Source organism: Candidatus Acidiferrales bacterium (genome assembly GCA_035515795.1).
Lineage (GTDB): Bacteria > Bacteroidota > Ignavibacteria > Kryptoniales > JAKASW01 > JAKASW01.
Genome location: DATJAY010000019.1, coordinates 31,546 through 51,926, shown reverse-complemented (window position 1 = coordinate 51,926; position 20,381 = coordinate 31,546). Strand labels below are relative to the sequence as shown.

General features: G+C 47.2%; 26 protein-coding genes. 19 read left to right on the top strand and 7 right to left on the bottom strand.

Annotated features, from left to right (window positions below; all coding sequences use genetic code 11):
• Positions 1-186 precede the first annotated feature (186 nt).
• On the bottom strand, positions 187-1,011 hold the full coding sequence (locus tag VLX91_08920) for an OmpA family protein (GenBank protein ID HUI30327.1): 825 nt from the start codon (positions 1,009-1,011) through the stop codon (positions 187-189).
• A gap of 1,140 nt (positions 1,012-2,151) precedes the next feature.
• Here VLX91_08920 and VLX91_08915 point away from each other — a divergent pair.
• A complete protein-coding gene (locus tag VLX91_08915) occupies positions 2,152-2,742 on the top strand; it encodes a DUF6515 family protein (GenBank protein ID HUI30326.1) in 591 nt (196 codons plus the stop codon).
• Positions 2,743-2,991: 249 nt separating this feature from the next.
• Here the strand turns inward: VLX91_08915 and VLX91_08910 are convergent, their stop codons facing one another.
• Positions 2,992-3,606 (bottom strand): hypothetical protein, encoded by a 615-nt coding sequence (locus VLX91_08910; GenBank protein HUI30325.1) that lies wholly within the window; start codon positions 3,604-3,606, stop codon positions 2,992-2,994.
• 1,348 nt (positions 3,607-4,954) lie between these two features.
• Positions 4,955-6,670 (bottom strand): sigma 54-interacting transcriptional regulator, encoded by a 1,716-nt coding sequence (locus VLX91_08905; protein ID HUI30324.1) that lies wholly within the window; start codon positions 6,668-6,670, stop codon positions 4,955-4,957.
• Positions 6,671-6,871: 201 nt separating this feature from the next.
• Here VLX91_08905 and VLX91_08900 point away from each other — a divergent pair, with 201 nt between their 5' ends.
• The 14 genes from VLX91_08900 to VLX91_08835 all read left to right on the top strand — a co-directional run bounded on the left by VLX91_08900 (position 6,872) and on the right by VLX91_08835 (position 16,211).
• On the top strand, positions 6,872-7,246 hold the full coding sequence (locus VLX91_08900; GenBank protein ID HUI30323.1) for a NifB/NifX family molybdenum-iron cluster-binding protein: 375 nt from the start codon (positions 6,872-6,874) through the stop codon (positions 7,244-7,246).
• A gap of 22 nt (positions 7,247-7,268) precedes the next feature.
• Complete coding sequence (def, locus tag VLX91_08895) at positions 7,269-7,874, top strand: peptide deformylase (GenBank protein ID HUI30322.1); 606 nt, start codon at positions 7,269-7,271, stop codon at positions 7,872-7,874.
• A 12-nt stretch (positions 7,875-7,886) separates the two neighbouring features.
• Positions 7,887-8,075, top strand: coding sequence for a hypothetical protein (locus VLX91_08890; GenBank protein HUI30321.1), 189 nt, complete (start codon positions 7,887-7,889; stop codon positions 8,073-8,075).
• A 10-nt stretch (positions 8,076-8,085) separates the two neighbouring features.
• Positions 8,086-8,625, top strand: coding sequence for an arginine decarboxylase, pyruvoyl-dependent (locus VLX91_08885; GenBank protein HUI30320.1), 540 nt, complete (start codon positions 8,086-8,088; stop codon positions 8,623-8,625).
• A gap of 13 nt (positions 8,626-8,638) precedes the next feature.
• On the top strand, positions 8,639-9,025 hold the full coding sequence (locus tag VLX91_08880; protein ID HUI30319.1) for an acyl-CoA thioesterase: 387 nt from the start codon (positions 8,639-8,641) through the stop codon (positions 9,023-9,025).
• Between the two features lie 18 nt (positions 9,026-9,043).
• Complete coding sequence (locus VLX91_08875; protein HUI30318.1) at positions 9,044-9,745, top strand: class I SAM-dependent methyltransferase; 702 nt, start codon at positions 9,044-9,046, stop codon at positions 9,743-9,745.
• Between the two features lie 194 nt (positions 9,746-9,939).
• Positions 9,940-10,371 (top strand): MarR family winged helix-turn-helix transcriptional regulator, encoded by a 432-nt coding sequence (locus VLX91_08870; GenBank protein HUI30317.1) that lies wholly within the window; start codon positions 9,940-9,942, stop codon positions 10,369-10,371.
• A gap of 27 nt (positions 10,372-10,398) precedes the next feature.
• Positions 10,399-10,656, top strand: coding sequence for a sulfurtransferase TusA family protein (locus VLX91_08865; protein HUI30316.1), 258 nt, complete (start codon positions 10,399-10,401; stop codon positions 10,654-10,656).
• A gap of 51 nt (positions 10,657-10,707) precedes the next feature.
• Complete coding sequence (locus VLX91_08860) at positions 10,708-11,151, top strand: hydrogenase iron-sulfur subunit (protein ID HUI30315.1); 444 nt, start codon at positions 10,708-10,710, stop codon at positions 11,149-11,151.
• A 10-nt stretch (positions 11,152-11,161) separates the two neighbouring features.
• On the top strand, positions 11,162-12,487 hold the full coding sequence (locus VLX91_08855) for a CoB--CoM heterodisulfide reductase iron-sulfur subunit A family protein (protein HUI30314.1): 1,326 nt from the start codon (positions 11,162-11,164) through the stop codon (positions 12,485-12,487).
• Positions 12,480-14,306: a CoB--CoM heterodisulfide reductase iron-sulfur subunit A family protein gene (locus VLX91_08850; GenBank protein ID HUI30313.1), complete on the top strand. Its 1,827-nt coding sequence runs from the start codon at positions 12,480-12,482 to the stop codon at positions 14,304-14,306. Before VLX91_08855 ends, VLX91_08850 begins: the two co-directional genes overlap by 8 nt.
• Positions 14,303-14,617, top strand: coding sequence for a hypothetical protein (locus tag VLX91_08845; protein ID HUI30312.1), 315 nt, complete (start codon positions 14,303-14,305; stop codon positions 14,615-14,617). The genes VLX91_08850 and VLX91_08845 overlap by 4 nt, the downstream gene beginning before the upstream one ends.
• Positions 14,614-15,783: a 4Fe-4S dicluster domain-containing protein gene (locus VLX91_08840; protein HUI30311.1), complete on the top strand. Its 1,170-nt coding sequence runs from the start codon at positions 14,614-14,616 to the stop codon at positions 15,781-15,783. The genes VLX91_08845 and VLX91_08840 overlap by 4 nt, the downstream gene beginning before the upstream one ends.
• 65 nt (positions 15,784-15,848) lie before the next feature.
• Positions 15,849-16,211, top strand: a complete 363-nt coding sequence (locus VLX91_08835; protein ID HUI30310.1) for a DsrE family protein — start codon at positions 15,849-15,851, stop codon at positions 16,209-16,211.
• A gap of 30 nt (positions 16,212-16,241) precedes the next feature.
• Here VLX91_08835 and VLX91_08830 read toward each other — a convergent pair whose 3' ends face one another.
• A complete protein-coding gene (locus VLX91_08830; protein HUI30309.1) occupies positions 16,242-16,475 on the bottom strand; it encodes a DUF6132 family protein in 234 nt (77 codons plus the stop codon).
• Positions 16,472-16,846 carry a thioredoxin gene (trxA, locus tag VLX91_08825; protein HUI30308.1) on the bottom strand — a complete coding sequence of 125 codons (375 nt, stop codon included), beginning with the start codon at positions 16,844-16,846 and terminating at the stop codon, positions 16,472-16,474. The genes VLX91_08830 and trxA overlap by 4 nt, the downstream gene beginning before the upstream one ends.
• Positions 16,847-17,018: 172 nt before the next feature.
• On the opposite strand from trxA, the gene VLX91_08820 reads away from it, so the two are divergent.
• From VLX91_08820 to VLX91_08810, 3 genes are read left to right on the top strand one after another with little or no spacing between them, the layout of a single operon-like run.
• Positions 17,019-17,231, top strand: coding sequence for a DUF2892 domain-containing protein (locus VLX91_08820; GenBank protein HUI30307.1), 213 nt, complete (start codon positions 17,019-17,021; stop codon positions 17,229-17,231).
• 6 nt (positions 17,232-17,237) lie between these two features.
• Positions 17,238-17,480, top strand: coding sequence for a hypothetical protein (locus VLX91_08815; GenBank protein ID HUI30306.1), 243 nt, complete (start codon positions 17,238-17,240; stop codon positions 17,478-17,480).
• A gap of 29 nt (positions 17,481-17,509) precedes the next feature.
• Positions 17,510-18,052: a class I SAM-dependent methyltransferase gene (locus VLX91_08810; GenBank protein HUI30305.1), complete on the top strand. Its 543-nt coding sequence runs from the start codon at positions 17,510-17,512 to the stop codon at positions 18,050-18,052.
• A gap of 221 nt (positions 18,053-18,273) precedes the next feature.
• Here VLX91_08810 and VLX91_08805 read toward each other — a convergent pair whose 3' ends face one another.
• Complete coding sequence (locus VLX91_08805; protein ID HUI30304.1) at positions 18,274-18,837, bottom strand: helix-turn-helix domain-containing protein; 564 nt, start codon at positions 18,835-18,837, stop codon at positions 18,274-18,276.
• Positions 18,838-18,991: 154 nt separating this feature from the next.
• Positions 18,992-19,318, bottom strand: a complete 327-nt coding sequence (locus VLX91_08800; GenBank protein ID HUI30303.1) for a helix-turn-helix domain-containing protein — start codon at positions 19,316-19,318, stop codon at positions 18,992-18,994.
• Positions 19,319-19,453: 135 nt separating this feature from the next.
• Here VLX91_08800 and VLX91_08795 point away from each other — a divergent pair, with 135 nt between their 5' ends.
• Positions 19,454-20,380 (top strand): NAD(P)H-binding protein, encoded by a 927-nt coding sequence (locus VLX91_08795; GenBank protein ID HUI30302.1) that lies wholly within the window; start codon positions 19,454-19,456, stop codon positions 20,378-20,380.
• The last annotated feature ends 1 nt before the right edge of the window (position 20,381 follow it).

Below are 20,381 nucleotides of genomic sequence, written 5' to 3'. Positions count from 1 at the left end.
GTGGCCGCACCGATTGCATGATTTACCGTAGAAACAAAAGTCTACACGACGGCAATTCTCAGTGAAAGTAAAGCAACCACGCATCCCGGCCGGTAGAAATAATCTTCTGACTTAAATTCCTACTCCATTCATCCCGTTGCTCAGAATTTTCTATCATGCAGAAACCTTTGCATGAAGATTGCGAACCTACTTTTTCACTATCTCGACGCGTCTGTTTTTAGCTCTTCCATCATCAGTACTGTTGTCGGCAATCGGTTTCGTATCTCCCCAACCGGCGGAGAGCAACCTCGATTTGTCGATCCCCTTTGCTATCAATGCATTCATCACTGCGCTTGCCCGGTCTTCCGAAAGCTTCTTGTTTAGCGCGGGATCTCCGACATTATCCGTATGGCCTTCGATGCTCACCTTTAGGCCAGGATTCTCGTTGAGAGTCTTGTATATCTCATCCACGATGGACTGGGATTCCGGCTTGATCGTCGATTTACCGGTATCGAAAAGAATGTTCAATGCGATGTGCCCGTTATTATTAAGGGCTTCCAGGATGTCGTTTGCCACGATCTCTTGTTTCATTGCAGCCATCTCAAGTACATCCAGCTCATAGACGATATCATGGTCGCTGTAGGTTCCGTAACAGCACACCTTGATTTTATATTCCAACGAGTCCTTTTTAAAGACGAAACAGCCGGTTATGTTGTCATTAAAAACTTTTGTACCGCCGATTTTTTTTATCGCATTCTCGTAGTTTCTCAATATCTGGAACATGCTGGGGGGATCGCTCGGGCTCCCCACGTTATTGTATTTGATAACGGTGAGATTGCCTTCATACTGAACGGGTTCGCCCTGCGCATCGTAAAACTCAGCCTGGTCATAGCTCCTTTTGCATTCTTCTATCGAAAAGCCAGGAAGCCTGCTCAGGAGCGGATGATCTTTGCACCCCTCAGCATCCTGCTGAGCATATGATGGAATAAAACCAAATAGTGACAATACGGCGATAAACATGAGTTTTTTCATAGAGATGCTCCTTGTTGTGATTTAGTAAATAAGCCAGCTGCACCGAGTAGTCGCCATGTGATTAGTCATAGAGATCCTCCGCAAACCCGCCTTCCCGTTGCCTTTCATCTTTTCAGTGGAATGCAAACAACAACGGCGGCCGTTCGGTGATGTGAATAAAGTCTACAAAGAAGAAGTGTTAAATACAATCCTTGCTTAGGACGGCACATTCAGAGACCATGAAGAAGTCGTGATGTGTTCGGTGCCGTTCATTTCATCCCTCGCGATGGCGGCAGGCGCGGTTTTGCAACCTTGTTTCGTTTATCTCACTTCAGACTTACCTTATTGTAATTATTCCACGCTGCGGAAAAATTTTCTGATTAAGATGGCGATAAAATCGCCGTTTCCGAGAAAAGGATCAGCATTGCAAAGATGCGCATTCGGCACTATAGTTGCGGCCAGTGAAGAGCATCTGGATAAATCGGGCTTATCAATTTGGGTTGAGCGTTCCTCGATAAGAAAATCCGCCGCGATATTAAATTTGTCGAACTGCCGGACTCTGCGAAATGAAAGAATTATTTCATCCGTGGATTCGAAGCGAAATGAGACTTAAAGGAATAGTTGAGCGATGAGGATCTGCTTCTTGTTTTACAATCATGAACGTGTTGTGTCATCTGATTGCTTGAAATTAGGTGAAATGCTCGAACTGATTAAGAAGGGTTATCCAGGCGCGCAGGTATTACGGATTGAAACGACGGAAGCACCTCCGAAAACAAAACAGTCGCAGCAACGGTCCGGGCAAAAAATAGCTTCTTACGAAGAAGCAGTTTATTGTGATCCGATTTCAGTAACCTGAGTCACTATTGAGCGGCAGACCGGATCTCGATTCGGAAGAAGCCATAGTGCCCTAGTAGCATCCCATCTCGAACGAAGGTGTCTCGGTCTTATCGCGAAGAATGGCCGGAGAAATCTCACTTGAGATATTTCTTCTTCATCGTCTAAGGGGTCCTTCAGTCCACTCCCGGTAAAGTCGGGGCCGGCGAACTTTTCGTAACACCTTCAGATTAAACTGTCGGCAATGTTGCTGAGTCAAATATTAGAAAACAGTTTATTCTCGCAAGAAGAAGTTTTGCTTATAATGTGAGGATGGGAATTAAAGTTATGAAAACTACTCAAGCTTACCCGCGCAAAATTGTGGTATTGTCGGCGATGATATTGCTGGTATCTATTTTCGTTGCCTCTGACGCGAGTGCGCAGAGAAGGCGTGTCTACACCGGAAGAGGGGGAGGCACTGCCGTTACCGTGCTCCCGCGCGCTCATTATCCGGTTTTTGTGGGTGGACGCAGATATTTTTACGGCGACGGATTTTTTTATAGAGGTGGTAGACGCGGCTATGTGATGATCCCGGCTCCCATTGGAGCGAGGATAAGAGTCCTTCCGTTTGGATTCATCAACTTCAGCATAGGCGCCATCCCTTATTACTATTACGGCGGAGTGTACTATCAATACATTCCCGGCCAGAACGTTTATGAGGTAGTGCCAAAGCCAGTTGGCACGCCGTCGAATGCTCCGGCTGATAGCTTGGACATAGCTATTCTTGCCAACGGAACAAGTTTATTGGGCATCTTCGAAGGCGCTGATGCAGACACTATCCGGTTCCAGGTGAATGGTGAGGTGCGCAGAATTCCGATCACTCAGATTACATCCATTAACTTTGCTCCCTCCTTGTTCGACACGACAGGACACAAGTGAAGGTTCGTCTAAACAAGTACCTGCCCGGCTTGCTCCTGTATCTCCGATTTCTAAGAGACAGGATCTCGGAGTGGGTGTTCTGAAGATTTTCTAACTGCGAGCTTTTTTCCGAATCGTTCGGAATCATCGCTTGCAAGAAAGATTGATTCATAAGTGCCCCATCCTGACAGAAACTATTCCAGAAACATAAACTCCGTGCGCCTGGAGGGATTCGAACCCCCAACCCTCAGATCCGTAGTCTGCTCCGAATTATGCAAAAAAGGGAAAACCTTGCATACTTGGAGATTCTGATGACACGCCGATGCTATAAATCAGACTCTTTCGAAACAAAAGTACCCAGTTTTTTGAGCACATTTCTGATTGGTTCATGGTACACCTAATCTTTCTCGGTATTAATGAAGAGTTCAGATTCATCGGTTTCAATTGGAAAATATAATGCTGAGAATTTTCTAAAGCGGCTTTGACGACAGGGAGATCTCTTTTGTAGTTGGTGTAGTGATCTTTGGGGATGTTGCGACGCTTGTGTCCTAATAGAATATCCATATAGTCCTGATTGAGACCAATATTCTTTAACTCTGTTTCCGCCGTCTTTCTTAAATCGTAAAGAGTACCCATGATGTCAGTTCCTTTATGATCCTTGCCACCATACTTACCTCCCTCACGCATAGGTTGCCAATGTTGAGTTATCGTAGACCGGTCCGGAAGGAAAGGGCGAGCATGGCATTTTTGTTTCAGCACTTTGAAATGCTCCAATAATCTCCCGGGTAGAGGGATGATGCGCTCCATGTCAGTCTTTGTTATATCTGGAGGCAGATTCATGGTCTCCTTGTCCCAATGGACAAACTCCCTTTTAACCTTGGTCATCTCTTCATCACGCGCTCCTGTCAACAAATACGCGTCCAATAATCTTGCGCAAAAACGAGTTACGTATTTGAGAAATGTTTGATACAGTCCCGTAAGCAAAAGTAATTGCTTAAGATCGCCGGGTACAGTACTACTCGATGAGACCGCACAATTCGCTTCGCTACATGAATCCAAATCCGGAATCATTTTATTCGACTTAGCTTGAATGGCTCACCGGAAGCCTAAATCAGCGTTGGTGCATCAATTGGGCGCAGGACAATCACATTGAATGTCAAAACCCTATAATGAGAATGCAGATGAGATGCTTTACAAGGCTCACCGATGGTTTTTCCAAGAGCTTGAGGCATCTTACGCGGCCATCGCTATCCACTTCTTCCCTTACAATTTTATTGGCATCCATGAGACCATAAGAGTTACTCCGGCAATGCGGGCGGGAATCAGTAAGCATTTGATTAGTTGGAAAGGGTTCCTAACATTTCATAATTGAGAGAGGAAAGCGGCTTAGTTTTCAACAAAAACCCCGACAGGAACGACTGTCGGGGTTGTGAAATGGGAAGACTCTCACAAATTCTGGGAGAGCAACGTCCAATCTAAGAGATTCTATGGTTTGGCGCAAGAATTCCTTGAACAACTTTGGGCTGAACCATTATTTGACAATGAACCCCCAATGGATTATAATTTATCAACCCCCTGACATCTGTAGGAGGGAGCATCTCCCCGATGTTTCCTCCTTTTTTGTTTATTTCAAACTGAGCTACCTGAGGCCAAATTGAGCCAGTATCGGTCTTCGCTTTTGATGTATAATGATATCCACTATTTTAAAAGTGACAATACTGCTCTCGATGCAATGGAGAAGTTCATTCGGAATTGAGGATGTCAGGCTAGTAATTTTCGGGAACCTAGCTGTGGCTTAAACGCTCTATCCGATCAACTTTCTCACCGGCCGTACGATAATCAGGATGGTATATCAACTAGGAGCCGAAGAATTACGCTGCTCCAAACATTGCCAATGCTTGACCGGATTACCAACTTATTATTGGTACATCAATTGGGGGCTCGTCAGTTGTCTCTTGATTATCCTTCGGAGTTCATGCTTCTCGCTGCAATGAATCCCTGAAAGTGCAGGAGGTTTTAAAACCTGAATTTGGAATGCAATTGTACCATGACCATGATATGACATTTGCGCACGAGATACTTCGATTCTCAAAAAGATATCAGAAATTTATGAGGAAATGTTCTTGGTTAACTCAAGGTTTTAAGGGATGTTTCACCAATGCCTTTCCTTGAACAATCTCGGCTAGTTGCGAATTAACGTTATCTTCGCGTGTGCATGAATGAATGTGGTGAGTTATATTCCTAACTTTTTCATCTTTCGCCACAGCGTCGAAGGATGGATGCCGAGTTCAGCAGCCGCTTTGACTCTGCTTCCGCCATGTTTCTTCAAGGTAGTGATGATTACGGAAGTCTCGGCCTCTTTGATAGAGGATGGATTTGTGATGTGCATTCCTCGATCCGACACCTTGATTCTTTCAGGCACGCACTCCGATCCGATAACGTCCTTTCCGCAAAGCACAAAAGAATGCTCGATGACGTTCTCCAGCTCCCGCACGTTTCCAGGCCAGTCATACTCAGCGAGTATTTTGAACGCATCGGGAGAGAAGCGATTCACATTTCTCGAAAATCTTTCGTTGAAATGAGTTATGAAGTGGCTGACTAAGAGAGGGAAGTCATCCATCCTTTCTCTGAGCGGAGGAAGATGAATGTTCACGACGTTGATCCTGTAGAAAAGATCCTCTCTGAATCTGCCGACTTCTATCTCGTCTTGCAGCGATTTGTTGGTAGCCGCGATGATTCTCGCGTTCATCTTTATGGTCCTGTTGCCTCCGACCCGCTCAAACTGTCGGGTCTCGAGGACGCGCAGAAGTTTCGTTTGCACAGGCAATGAGATATCTCCGATTTCGTCCAGGAAGAGTGTGCCATCTTGTGCAAGCTCGAATTTCCCGATCTTCGTTTTGATCGCGCCGGTGAATGAACCCTTCTCGTGACCGAACAACTCGCTTTCGATGAGCGATTCCACGAACGCGCTGCAGTTCAGTGCTACGAACGTTCCGTTTCGTCTTGGGCTATTGAGATGGATTGCCCTGGCAACAAGCTCTTTCCCTGTTCCGCTTTCGCCTGTAATCAAAACCGTCGAGTCCGTTTGCGAGACGCTGTCCAGCAGACTGAAGACCCGTTCTATCTCTTTGTTCTTGCCAATGATGTTCTCATATCTGAACTTTTCTTTCAAATGATCCGACAGATTTTTTAGCTCGGAAATGTCGATGAAGGTCTCGACTGCACCGATTCTCTCCTGCTTGTTGTTCAGTAAGATCGCGGAGTTTACCCTTATTGGTACAGGCATCCCATCCTTTTTCGTTATCTCGAGATCATTTCCTATCGTCGGCCTTCCTTTCATTATCGTCTGTTCCATGTGACATCCGTTTCGACACAGAGGTGATTTAAATATTTCCCAGCATTTCCTTCCGATAGCTTCGCTTCTTCTGTAGCCTGTTATTTTCTCTGCCGAATTGTTGAAGGAAGTCACATTCCAATCGTTATCTATCGTGAATGTGCCCTCAATGTTGCTGTTAAAGATTGCGTTGAGCCTGTTACGCTGATCGATTAGCTCAAGGGTTTTAGTCTCAAGTTCTTCATGAAGTGTGAGCATCTCCTTTGTATCGCGGAAGACGAAGACAACGCTTGTGACTTCTCCAGATTTACCTATCGGGGTGATTGACGCCAGCACATTCTTGAATTGACCCCTCTTGTCGGTGATGTTGATCGACAAGTTGGATAATCCCGTACCTTCTATGAGGGAACGTGAGATGAGTTCCACTTCATGCGCGCTGTTTCGGAATAAAATATCACATTGTTTGCCGACAATTTCCTCTTCGCCATACCCCGTGATCCTGGAGGCCGCCTCGTTGAATACCATTATCTTGCGGCCTTGTCCGATGACGGCTATCCCATCGGGGATGACCATGTTCTCCCTGCTCTTATCGATGATGTTGATTACTTCTTTCATGTCAGTTATCCCTGTATGTCTATTACTTTGCCGCTGCTCAGGTTGGCATTTCAATTTAATTGCAGTCACGCAATCATTGCAATGGATATTGCAATACTGCAAAGGATAAAAGCTAAAATCGCTTATTTCAAGGCGAGAATGGCGAAATTTATGGCACGGAGGTTGAGCTTATATCTGACTGAGTAACAAAAGGAAGTACGAATGAATCGAAGACTAGCAGTGGCAATTGAAGAATCGGGCTCCGAGGAGCGGGTAGCTCAACACTTTGGGCATTGTGCCAAGTTCAATATTTGTGAGCTGGACTCAGAGAATAAAGTTGTTAAGCGGGAATCCTATTTCAATCCTTTGAACGGCGAACATGGCGGTGCATGCCAGCTCCCCGCCTATGTCAAGCAATTCAACGTCGGCACTATCATCGCAGGTGGAATGGGACGGAAAGCCGTTGTGGGCTTTCAGGAGTCAGGCATCGAAGTCATTACGGCGCCCGGGCTCTTATTTGATGAAGCGGTGAGACTTTTCGCTGAAGGCAAGTTGAGCGGGTTTGAAGAGTGCGCGGGTCATGAGCATCACTCCTGAGAATCGGCAAGAGTGACGGACCATGATATTGCCTATATACCTGTATGGAACGAGGATCTGGGATAGCCCCGCTAAGAAAATCGACACTTTCGATGATAAGCTTGTCGGTCTCATCAGAAACATGTTTGAGACACTACGCGGTGCGGACGGTGTTGGACTTTCTGCGACACAAGTGGGACTCAGGGTTTCTCTTTTCGTAATGGACACTTCCGGAATGGAAGGACATGAAGATGAAAGTCCTCTCGTCGTCATCAACCCAACAATTCTGTCATCGAGCGATGAAGTTGAAACGCTGGAGGAAGGTTGCTTGAGCATCCCTGGAATCAGTGTGGAAGTTACCAGGCCCGAATCCATCATAGCTCGATTTATGGATGGGACTTTCCAAGCCGTGGAAGCCGAGTATAGTGGAACTATGGGACGGGTATTCCAGCACGAGTACGATCATTTGCATCAGAGATTCATCACCGACCGAGTGTCGATTTTGAAGCGACAGATCCTTAAACCAAATCTTTCAAAGATAAAAAGAGGAGAGGTCGTTACCCGATACCCAGTTATATCTTTATCCGATGAGAAGATTACAGGGCGCTCCAAGGTCTTTGATTATGATTTACGTGAACAAATGAAATGAAAGGAATAGATGATGAGTCACGAACGTAAAGGAAGAATGGGAGCGGGTGGATATTGTGTCTGCCTGAAGTGCGGCTACAGAAAACCTCACGAGCGCGGAGGACCATGCATGGAAGAAAAATGCCCGAATTGCGGGAAGGTACTCATGCGTGAGGGATCTGAACACTACAAGCTGGCATTAGAAAAGAAAGAGAACAAGTAAGCGTATGTTTGTGCCATCGAGAATATTTTTCACAAAAGGTGTCGGAAAACACAAGGATTATCTAAGTTCATTTGAGCTCGCCCTTAGGGATGCCGGAATCGAAAAGTGCAACCTTGTCTCAGTCAGTAGCATATTCCCTCCCTGTTGTAAAAGGATCACCCTGGCGGATGGACTGAAGGAAATACAAAGCGGCCAGATCACCTTCACCGTCATGGCACGCAGCGCGACGAACGAACCGAACCGCCTCGTGGCAGCATCTATAGGAGCCGCAATTCCTGCCGAATCCAACCAATATGGTTATCTGTCCGAACACCACGCGTTCGGCGTCAATGAGAAATCGGCTGGTGATTACGCCGAGGACCTCGCTGCGCAAATGCTTGCAACCACACTCGGAGTCGAATTCGAACCGAACACTGACTGGAACGAGCGCGAGCAGGTTTTCAAAATGTCGGAGAAAATTGTCCGAACTTTCAACGTAACTCAGACGGCCGAGGGGGATAGGACTGGATTATGGACGACTGTTGTGGCGGCAGCAATTCTACTACCATGAACCACGGAGCATTATGCCATCTTTAAGGACCGAGTTAGAATTCGAAGTCAGTACCTATGACATCGATGCTGCCAATCATGCAAACAACATCGTCTATGTCAGGTGGCTCGAAGATTTACGCTGCAAATTGTTTGCGTCGAGTTGTCCGGTGTGTGATTTATTGAAAAGAAATCTGTACCCTGTCGTCACCTTTACGCAGATTCGTTACAAAAACCCGTTGAAGTTGACCGACAGTCTTAAAGGAATTATTTGGGTCGAGTCGATCGCTCATGGAATAATGAATTTGAAATATTTATTTCAAAGAAATGATCTCGTTATTGCAACTGCCGAACAGAGTTGTGTCTTGATGGACTTGCAAACTGGCAAGATGGATAAGAAAGCGATGGAGATTTACCTGTGAAAAAGGAGGTCTGATAACATGGAAGAGAACATAAGTCATTGGTACGACGGCCTATTTTACGATTTGTTTGTTGCTCCGCATCAGGATGAAGTCTTTGCGCTAGTCAAGAAAATCTTGATCAAAGGCTCAACGGTCCTCGATGTCGGCTGCGGTACGGGAAGGATGGCTTCTCAAATACTGAACATCTGCGAGAGAATCGAAATCATAGACCCTTCAGCAGAGAACATCGCAATAGCGAAACGCAAACTCAAAGATGTCGCTCCCGAAAAACTTTTCATTAGGCATATTGACGCACTGACATTTCTTCAACACACAGCCGCTCAATACGACTTCGCGGTCGTGTCTTACATGCTACATGAGATTGCAGAGGAGGAAAGGGACGTGCTATTATGGGGCCTTTCAAGGATCGCGGACAAAATTATCATAATCGATTACCTCGTTCCCGAACCGAAGAATTATTGCGCCATCCTCAACCGTATCGTCGAATGGGCTGCTGGCTCGCTCCACTATAGAAATTTCAAATCGTTTGTGAAGGCGAGCGGGATCCTGGGACTTCTGGAGAAAGTCCCATTGAACGTTCTCAGCGAGGTGAAAAACCGACCCTGCTCAAGCCACATTGCCGTCCTTGAGGGAAAAACTGGAAAGAATAGTAAATCTTATCTTCATAGTCCAATACCTGACGGGACCAAAATAAGAGTGAAGATAGACGCGCAGAACTGATCGTGATCTTATCGCTGGATCGGGGGTAAGCCTGCACACTGACACAGTTGTACATTGCTTTCATCTTAGTTTTGCAATGCAGCCGTTGAGTAATTCATCACATTAGAGCCAGATAGGGCTAAAATTCCTTAAGCTTAAGCAATATTTGTCCGGGTACAATAATTGTCAATCTTGTCCCTGATGGAAGGACAAGAATGACGAAAGACTACGCATCCGGCACAAGTATGCTTCGGTTAGCTCTTGCATGCCGTCGGTTTCAAAAGAGACTTGCCAGTGGGACGGGCTTGTCCACAAATGAAATCATTTGCCTATTGATCCTGTACTTGCAGGAGTTGAAATCCGTCAGCGAATTAAGCTCCATCGTAGATCTTTCCTGCACCTCCACCTCTAAGATTCTATCCAAGCTCCAGAAAATGAAATACATCGAAATTGCCTTGCATTCCTCCGACAGGCGCAAGGAGCAAGTCGTACTCACCGACCTTGGACGCGGAATGTCGGAAAGGTTGTTGTCCAGCTCGAAAGACCTTGCAACAGAGGTCCTTGCAAGCCTCCCGGAGAACATGAGAGCTGAATTCGCGAATTGGATCCAATGGCATTCGGTCGAGAATAGCAGCGAATCAACGTAACCAAATTTTGTATAGAGGAGAATTTGTATGTCAACAACTATCGATCTTAACACAATGAAAGCTGACAAGGTGGCAGACGCCCGTGCCATGGCATGTCCTGGCCCGCTGCTCGAAGCCAAGAAGAGCATCGGCACAGTCAAAGTTGGAGAAGTGCTCGAGATATGGTCGGGCGATCCGAACACCAAGAAAGATATGCCAGCCTGGTGCCAGAAAGTCGGCCATGAATTTCTCGGAGTTGTTTCCGCCGACGGCTACGACCGTCTCTTCGTTCGCAGGAAAAAGTAGTGAATACAAGCGGGGCTGATTTATCTATAATGGTGAACTATGTGATGTCGTATGGCAGCAAGTACAACAAAAAATAATTGCAAGATCCTATTGCTCGCGACGCTGTCGGGCGGCTATCGGGGTGCGGACTCCGCTGGGCAATCTCACCTCGATTACTCGCCGAACACGTTTATACTTCCTATAAGAACCTCGGCAATTTTCCCGCCTCAGTTCTACCTGAATTCGTTAGAGCAAGGTTTCGATGCTGTAATCGTAATGTACAGCGGTACCGACAGTCCTTATAAAGGTGAGTCGGAACGGACGGCAGAAATAATCAATGAGACGTACGCCAAGATGAAAGAGCGAGGGATGGATACCCGCCGGTTGAGACTGGCGGCTATCTGCACCGTCTGTGTACGACCGTTCCTCAACGAGATTCAAAAAATGAACGTGTTACTCGGTGAGATTGGACCGGTCGTGCGCACGAACAAGGAAACAAAGCAGCTGACAGAATAGACAAAGTTAAATGACGACAAACAAATTGAATGTTGATACGCTCGTAGTTGGAGGGGGAATCGCCGGCATGCAGTCGGCTCTTGATCTCGCCGATCAAGGCTACAAAGTCGCACTGGTCGAAAAGAATCCGAGTGTCGGCGGAAAAATGATCGGCCTGAGCAAAGTCTTTCCAACTCTCGACTGCTGCAGCTGCATCACTACTCCCAAGATGTCGGCAGTTGCTCATCATGACAACATTGAACTATTGACATACTGCGAGGTGAGGTCTGTCGCTCGCAACGGCGATACGTTCGCTGTGCAAATAACTAAGAAGCCGCGTTACGTGAATGAGGATGATTGCACGGGCTGCAGAGCTTGTGAGCTGGTTTGTCCGCTTGAATTGCCGGATAACGAGAACGAATTCGGTCGCATCGGTCGTCGTGTCATTTACGTGCCGTTCGCAACTGCGGTTCCGCAAAAAGCGGTCATCGATATCGATCATTGTGTGTTTTGTGGCAAGTGCATTCCTGCTTGTGCGCCGAACGTCATCGACTTTCACCAAAAGCCTGAAGAGATAGAGGTCGAAGCGAAGACAATCATACTCGCTACAGGCTATGAGACAACTCCGCGGAATGCCAAAAAGGAATATGGCTCGGGAAAATTCAGAAATGTGATCGATGGACTCATGATGGAACGGCTCCTGTCTCCGACAGGGCCGTACGGGCATGTGGTGCGTCCTTCTGATGGGAAACAACCATCCTCCATCGCTTATGTTCAATGTGCCGGGTCGAGAGATCAGACTCTTGGTGTACCATATTGTTCCCGGGTATGCTGCATGTACGCAATCAAACAGGCGATGCTTCTCTCAGGAACACTTCCGATGGCAGACATCACGATCTATTACATGGATATCCGTACGTTCGGAAAGGGATACGAGCAGTTTTACCAGAGCGCGAAGGCTATGGGAATTGAGTTTGTGAAGGCAAAGGTGGCCAGGATATCCGAAGACTCTGACCAGAGTCTCGTCGTCCGCGTGGAGATGATCGATGACAATTCGCACCTGATCGAACGAAGGCACGATCTTGTCGTTCTTTCAGTTGGCATGCTGCCGGGCTCGAATGCGGAAAAAATATTCGGCGTCGCCCCGGCCTATGATTGTTTTGTTGAAATCCCCGATTGCAACATTGCACCCACCGTCACCCCGCAGTCTGGCGTTTTCGCTGCTGGAACAGCGACTGGCCCGATGGATATCGTGGATAGCATCATGACAGCTGGTGCTGCAGCGGCAGAAGCCGCCGCCTTTATCGAAGCCAACTTCTCGGAAAAGGTAATCTCAGGGAGTCTTGCCAATGTCTGATAATCCTGAGAAGAGGGAAATGGAGGGAGTGGAGCCGAGGATCGGCGTTTACATTTGTGACTGCGGCGGGAACATCAGCGATACGGTGAACTGTCAGAAAGTTGCAGAAGCTCTACCAAGACTTCCGAACGTGGCTGTGTCACGGCGCTGTCAGTTTATGTGCTCAGATATTGGCCAGAAGCTTATCACCGAGGACATCAGGGAGAACGGCGTCAATCGTGTCGTCGTGGGAGCGTGCTCCATTTTCCTTCACGAGCAGACTTTTCGAAAGACAGTCCAGCGTGCAGGATTGAATCCGTACTTCTATTATCACATCGGGTTACGAGAGCAGGACAGTTGGGTGCACCATGATTGTCCGCTTGAAGCAACAGAAAAGGCTGTGAGGATGATGTCTGCAGGCGTTGCGAAAGCAAGCAAGATGCGACCGCTCGAGTCAATTCGTCTCGATGCCGAGAAACACGTCCTCGTCATCGGCGGCGGAGTGGCGGGATTGCGTGCTGCCCTTTCGATTGCTCGCGGCGGATTGAGAGTGACGCTCATCGAGAAAAGCAACTCCCTCGGCGGACACGTCATGCAGTGGAATCGGCTTTTCCCGACAGATGAAGATGCCCGCAAAGTTGTGAACCGTCTCATCGCCGATGTGATGGCTGAGAAGAAAATCGAAGTGATGACAGAAACGGAAGTGATCTCCTCGAAAGGATATGTCGGAAATTTCGAGGTAAGAATTCGAAAACAATCCACCGAGACCGACTTAAAAATTGGCGCAATCGTCATTGCGACTGGTTTCGAACCGTACGATCCATACCAGGGCGAGCTTGGCTACGGAATTTATCCCGAAGTTATCACGCTGCCTAAACTCGAAAGCATCCTGTCAAACCATACCGACCACGAGCTAATGTGGAACAACCATGCTGTCCGCAGCGTCGCGATGATCCATTGCGTAGGGAGCCGACAGGTCGAAGGCGTGCACAAGCCTCAGTCCGACGGCAAAGTGAACGACTATTGCTCGCGGGTTTGCTGTACTGCCACGCTGGCAGCTGCAAATGAAATCCGTGAGAAATTCCCCAATGTAAATGTGTACGATGTCTATCAGGACATCCGCGCTTACGGCCGCGGTCATGAAGATTATTATTTGAGAGCCTCGAAGAACCGCGTTACGTTCCTTCGCTACTTTGCCGAGGAAGTGCCCGAGGTTGTCCATGCTGAAGAAGGCGACCAATTTCCCCTCCTGGTGAAAGTAAAAGACCATCTGACATGGGGAGAAGAGGTCCAACTGCCCGTGGATTTGGTTGTCCTTTCCGTTGGTATGATGCCGAGTCCCATTCAGGATTTGATGAGCATGTTCAAAGTTGCTCCGGGGAGCGATCGGTTCCTTCTTGAGGTGCATCCCAAACTAAGGCCCGTCGAGACGGCGGTTCCGGGCGTTGTATTAGCTGGCACGGCACAGGCACCCATGAACGTTCTGGAGAGTTGCGCAGCTGCAGAGGCTGCGGCTTCAAAGGTCAGCATTCTCTTGTGCCGCGGAGAAGTTGAACTTGAGCCTTACGTAGCGCGAGTGGATCCGAATCTTTGCGAGGGCAGCGGAGAGTGCGTCCGATTATGTCCGCAGGAAGGCGCCATCCACCTTGAAACAGTCAACGTTGCCGGTAAATCAACTCAGCGGGCTGTGGTGACAGAAGCGAACTGCAACGGCTGCGGAGTGTGTGTCAGTGCCTGTCCGAACAGAGCTATCGATGTCCAGGGATGGCAGCTTGACGAATATGAAGCCATGGTGCAAGCCATTGCTGCTGATGTGCCATCATTGGAGGATATCGCATGACTGTCGACAAGAAGCAGGAAGCGCGCGAGCGCACGCGGATGCTCCTGGAGCTCCGGAAGGAATACTCCACCACTGTGGAGAGTGCTCAGGAACTGTTGAAGAAGCAGCAAGCCGCGCGTAAACTCCTTGAGAAAGCAATGCAGGATGGTCCTCGAACAGTGCCTCAATTAGCCCAACAGACTGGTTTACCTGCGCACGAGGTCTTATGGCATGTGGCATCAATGAAGAAATACGGACTTGTTGTGGAATCGGGAACCGACGAATCGGGGGACTATTTCATCTACTCATTAAGCAAGGAGGCGAAATCGTGAGTTATCGAGCGGATCCGAGCTTCCTTTCCCAGCTTCGAGAATATGGAGCGGTGAATATCGAGTCATGCTTTAATTGCGGCAACTGTACTGCTGTGTGTCCTCTCTCTTCGGACGAAGACAACTTCCCGCGCAGGATGATCCGCTACGGTCAGCTCGGAATGAAGGATAAGCTTCTCGGAAGCAAAGAACTTTGGCTCTGCTATTCATGCGGTGAGTGCACGGCAACATGTCCGCGACAGGCTGATCCGGGAGAATTCATGGCGGCAGCGAGACGATTTGCAATTGCGGGGTATGATCGACTCAGATTGGCCAGCCTGATGTACACCTCACCGTTATTTAACGTTCTGTTTCTTCTTCTACTGGCGGCGGTGCTCGGAACTTTCATTTACTCTTTCCATGGTCCAATGCCGACTCAATCGCTTCGACTGTTCGACTTCATTCCCTCCGAGGTGATACATGATGTCGGGGTAATCGCCGGGCTTGTCGTCATCATGATAGCTGTGGGCGGAAGTATCAGCATGATTTCCAGCATCAGAAAGAGCATCGCAATTCCTGAAGACCTCCGCGTAGATCATAAGTCCGCTGTCATTGAAACGATCAAAGAAGTTTTCATGCAGGAGAGATATCGACAAGATTGCGAGTCCTATTCGAGAACTCAGCGGTGGTATTCTCAGAAATGGTTTCTGCACGCGTCGATGCTGTGGGGATTCATGGGATTGTTCCTCGCGACGGCAATGGATTTTCTCCTTGCACTCATGGGAATTAAGCCGACGGGAACATGGGTGCCTATCTGGTATCCTGTCCGACTGCTCGGAACGCTCGCAGGGCTCATGCTTGTGTACGGTGTAACAGGGATCATTATCAAGCGACTGTTAAAAGGCGACGACTCATATCGACATTCAACAGTGAGTGACTGGTCTTTTCTCGCGCTCTTGTGGCTGTCTGCGGTTACGGGATTCGCGCTGGAGATCGCTGTTTATCTGCCGGAGCCGCACGTATGGAGTTACTGGATGCTTATTGCTCATTTGGTTGCTGTCGGAGAGCTGCTTATACTTCTGCCTTTCACAAAGTTTGCACATATCATTTATAGAACAATAGCTCTTTACGTTCAGGCTCTCAGGCCCGTCCCTGAAACGGAACCTGTCGTGGCTGAAGTGAAGGAATGAAAGTGGATGGTTGAGAATGTGAAATCGAACCAAAGCTTAAACACAAAATCAAAGGAGATCCTAAAATGGCTGAGAAGATGATCGTCGTATGCAACGGTTCAGCACCGAGCAATATCATGCCGGCGTTGATTTTTGCCTCATCCGGCATTGCACTCGACTATGAGGTGCACATGTTTTTCTGTCCGGCTGGTGCACAAGCGCTGGTCAAAGGTGAACTCGAAAAGATCGGCACGCCGAAAGGAATGCCGAATCCTGTTGACCTATTCAATACTATCATGGACCAGAAAGGTAAAGTCGTTTTCTGCGAGCTTGCCATCGAGAACAAGGGAATCAATCCGAAAGACCTGCGTGACAATCGCATAGTCGTGGAGAAAGTACCCCCGTTTCTAATGGGTGCGAGCGGTGCGGGAATGACCTTCGTATTCTGAAAAACTTTTGTACAGAGCGGCGAGTACTTCTTAATGCTCGTCGCTCTTCTTTTCATATTTTCCGATCGCCAGGATGTACCCCATTGCCATTCCGTAGAACGTGCTAATCCAGGGATCGCTTGAGATCGGACATGCGCCCGAGCTACAGCCGATGAAATGGTAGTACGCATAACCTCCGGCAGCCCCGAGAAACACGTACAGAATGCGCTTATGTAAGGTTGATCCGGTAAAATATCTTCGGATGAAGACTACAAGATTCTTCACGCGACCACTGACAAACTGGGAACCAATAATTCTTGTTCAATGATTCTCTTCAGCTCGGATTTCGGCAGTGCACCCATAGCCATCTTGGGCGTTCCATCTTTGGGAACGAAAAGAAGCGACGGGATGCTTTGAATGCCAAACACACCCGCAAGTTCCTGCTCCACATCGGTGTTCACTTTATAGAAGCTCACTTTCCCGGCATATTCTTTCGAGAGCTCGTCAATAACTGGTCCTACCATCCTGCATGGACCACACCAGGGAGCCCAGAAGTCTACCATGGCTGGTAGATCACCTTCAAACTTCCATTCCTTGTTCTTTTCGTAATTAAAAATCTTTTCTAAAAATGTCTGCTTCGTTAAATGCTCAGGCATTGGTAAACTCCTTTGGTTGAAACTGCTTATTTCTTAAATGAGATGATAAACGAAAGAAAACGATTCAGCCTGCACCGTCAAGAAATCTCCTATTTATCGTGAACCGTTTTGCTGTCGGAATCATCATATCCACGATACCTATCACTTTGTAAATTTCTTAAAGGAGATTAAAATGAAGAAGAACATGGGTTCTGTCGACCGCACAATTCGAGTGATCATAGCTTTATTGATCGGCATTCTTTATCTGGCAGGTCAGATCAATGGGATACTGGCTCTCATCCTTGGAATCGTGGCTGTGATTTTCCTGTTGACAAGCATCGTGAGCTTTTGCCCTCTATATGTCCCTTTCAAGCTTTCGACAAAGAAGGAAGCCGCTAAAGGATAACTCCCTGTGTCAATTCTTAAAAACCATATTTCCTTGCGACGATTGTTTGCATTTATCGCTGCGGGGATTGCTGCCGTCCTTGTTATCATCGATGCTGTGCAAAGCGTATGGCTTTATCTCGCTGGCCTTGCGGCGCTCTTTCTTGGCGTCACTGACTTTGGGCAACGATGCCCACTTTTGCTTTCCGTTCGTTATCTCTATGCTCGCATCCGGAAAAGAACCACATTAGATAAGAGCCAACAGATTTAGTTTTATCTTATAGTCGATTACAGGACGATATGCACAAAAAACGATATAGTGGAGAAGTCGAACGGCTTCGAAATCCGGAACGCATTGAACTTCTTGAAGTGGAACGAGTCGTACCTTCGGTTCTCGACGGAATCAACGCACAGAGCATTTTGGATATCGGGACGGGAAGTGGAATTTTTGCTGAAGCATTCGCGAAGGAAGGAGTGTCTGTTTCGGGTATCGATCCTAACCCTGACATGCTGAAAGCAGCGCAAGAGTTCGTTCCGTCTGGAACATTCCGCTTTGGGACCGTCGAGAAGATTCCTTTTCCCGATAAGACTTTCGATCTCGTCTTCTTAGGTCATGTCCTGCACGAATCTGATGATCTCGTTAAGGCGCTTTACGAATCCAAGCGCTGCGCTAAGCAACGGGTCGCGATCTTGGAATGGCCTTACAAACAAGAGGAAAGTGGTCCGCCGCTGGAACATCGTCTCAAGACTGAAGAAATCATTGCAGGTGCGAAGAAGGTTGGTTTCCCTCAGATGGAATCGATACAATTACAGCATATGGTATTATTCAAGTTTACAATATAGAGCTTTGCAGCAGATTGGGCATGAACAAAGTCGCCCCGTCTTCCTTGCCTATCAACCAAATGTCGCTTCAAACAAAGTGTGTGTATCAATTTGGTCTTGGACCAGGTGCTTAGGTCGTGTCCCATATTTGCATAAAGGTAAATTCCTTGTATCGAAACGTAAAAAGCAGTCGGCCCTGTGCGGCCGGGGAACAAGTTGGTACTTAAGACTATGCGCGTCTTTTAGCCGAGCGATTTGAGAAAATTAGCTATCTTTTTCACGGTCTCCCGCGAAGTTTTCCCTTTGTTCGTTTCCAAACGGTCCAACGTAGTTTTGTCAATATGGAGTTGCTTCGCAAGTTGTTTTCTGGTCATGCCATGAAGCTGCCTGTACCGTTTGATCTTCTGACCTAGGGTTTTCGCAGGAAAGAGGTCCTCGGGCAGATAACATAGAAAACCGATAATCTTTGGGATATGTCTTGTAAGTGGTTCGCAATGATTCAACTCCCAACCTACTACGGTCATTTCATCCACGTTTATTATCTTGGAAACGTCAATCTGATGGAGGTTGAGGTCAAGTCGTTTCTTTCGTATGTGATCGCCAAGGGTCAGAAGTGCCTTTGGATAGGCTTTGGAAATGGGCTTTTTGGCGATTAATTCGACATCCAGAATGGCAACGCAGGGGTGGAATTGCGGAAACTCTAATAGCCCTAATTTGAAATGTGTGTGTACCATGACCATGATAGGAAAACTACGGCCGTCGAATTGTTGGATGATCAGGTCGCCAATGTCTGGCAGGATCGCCAACTTCTCGTTAGTGCACAATATGGTGCCAAAAGTACTTCAATGGCAAACTCGAACTCCACTTGGAACCGCCAATGGAGGAGGTGGTGATCGTTAGCCAGGAGAGGTTGGGACCTTTCAAGAAGTGGCTGAACCGATGAGGACGCGGCAACACAAATCAGTCAACAAATTCTTCTCCCCATTTGTGCAAATCGGTGATTATAGGTCCCAATTTTTTACCTTTATGGGTTAAAGAATACTTAACAGTCGGTGGAACGGTGGCCAATACTTCTCTTACCAAAATTCCATTTGCCTCCATATTCTTCAGCTCTTTAACCAGCATCCTGGTATTGATATTTGGAATACCGCGTTCCAGTTCCATAAAACGCTTCGTCCCATCTAGGAGGGTGTAGATTATAGGAATTGCCCATTTACCTCCCAGAATATCCAAAACGTCTTTCAGGGAACACTTGAATTCGGTCCTTTGTAATTTTTTTTTGCTCATAAGTCGCTGATTTTGTTCAATGCTTTACATTGTGATACTACTATACATTTGTGTAACTACTTGCAAAAGTAAAGCGGCGAAGCTAATTTTTCAAGGCTTAACAGAAAAGTCGTTCAAGAAAGTAGAGTAAAAAATATGAGTACAAAAAGGATTGTCGTAGTGGGTGCCACAGGCGCATTAGGAAGTAAAATCGTGAAAGCCCTTTTAGACCGGGGTGCTGAAGTTACGGCAATGGTTAGAGCAACCAGCAACAGAAGCAGACTTCAACAGATGGGCGTTAAAAATTTTGTTGTCGGTGATATGATGGATAAATCTTCTCTAAAGGAAGCTCTTTCACCCAATCACGGCTTTGACGCAATAGTCGCCAGTGCCGCCGGATACACAAGACACTCAAAAGGTGATAGTACAAAGACAGATACGATCGGATATCAAAACCTGGTTGATGCCACTAAAACGGCAGGCATTCCAAGATTTGTACTTATATCTATTCTCGAGAGCGATAAGGCCAAGAATGTGCCCCACTTCTATAACAAGTACATGACTGAAAAATACCTTGCCGAAAAGCAGCAGCCGTTCATTGTGCTGAGACCGGGAGCTTTCTTTGACTGGTCAAAGGATTTTCTGCTTAAGAAAATAAAGAAAGGCGTCGTGCCGGTGTTTTTTGTTGACGTAGATTATGGAACAATCTATACGCCCGACCTGGCCCGTTATGCAGCCATGGCAGCCACAACCCTTCCAGAATCTGAACTGAACACAGCTATCGATGTAGGATGGAGTGAACCGGTAAATGGCGAAAAATTGGCAGCCGCTTTTGAAAGAGTGCTCAAGAAGCCGATCGAAGCTAAACCAGTTGTCCCATCATTCGTCGTGAAAGTAATTGCACCCATTATTGCCGCCCTCAGCAGCAACATGCGTGACATGTTGGAAATGGTAAAATGGGTGAACACCGGTGTCTACGTCAGCAAAAACACGGAAAGACAAAAGCAACTCTTCGGTGATTTGCCAACTATTGAAGAAGCCGTCAGGAGATATTGCAAGGACAACGATTTAATTCCAAAGTAAA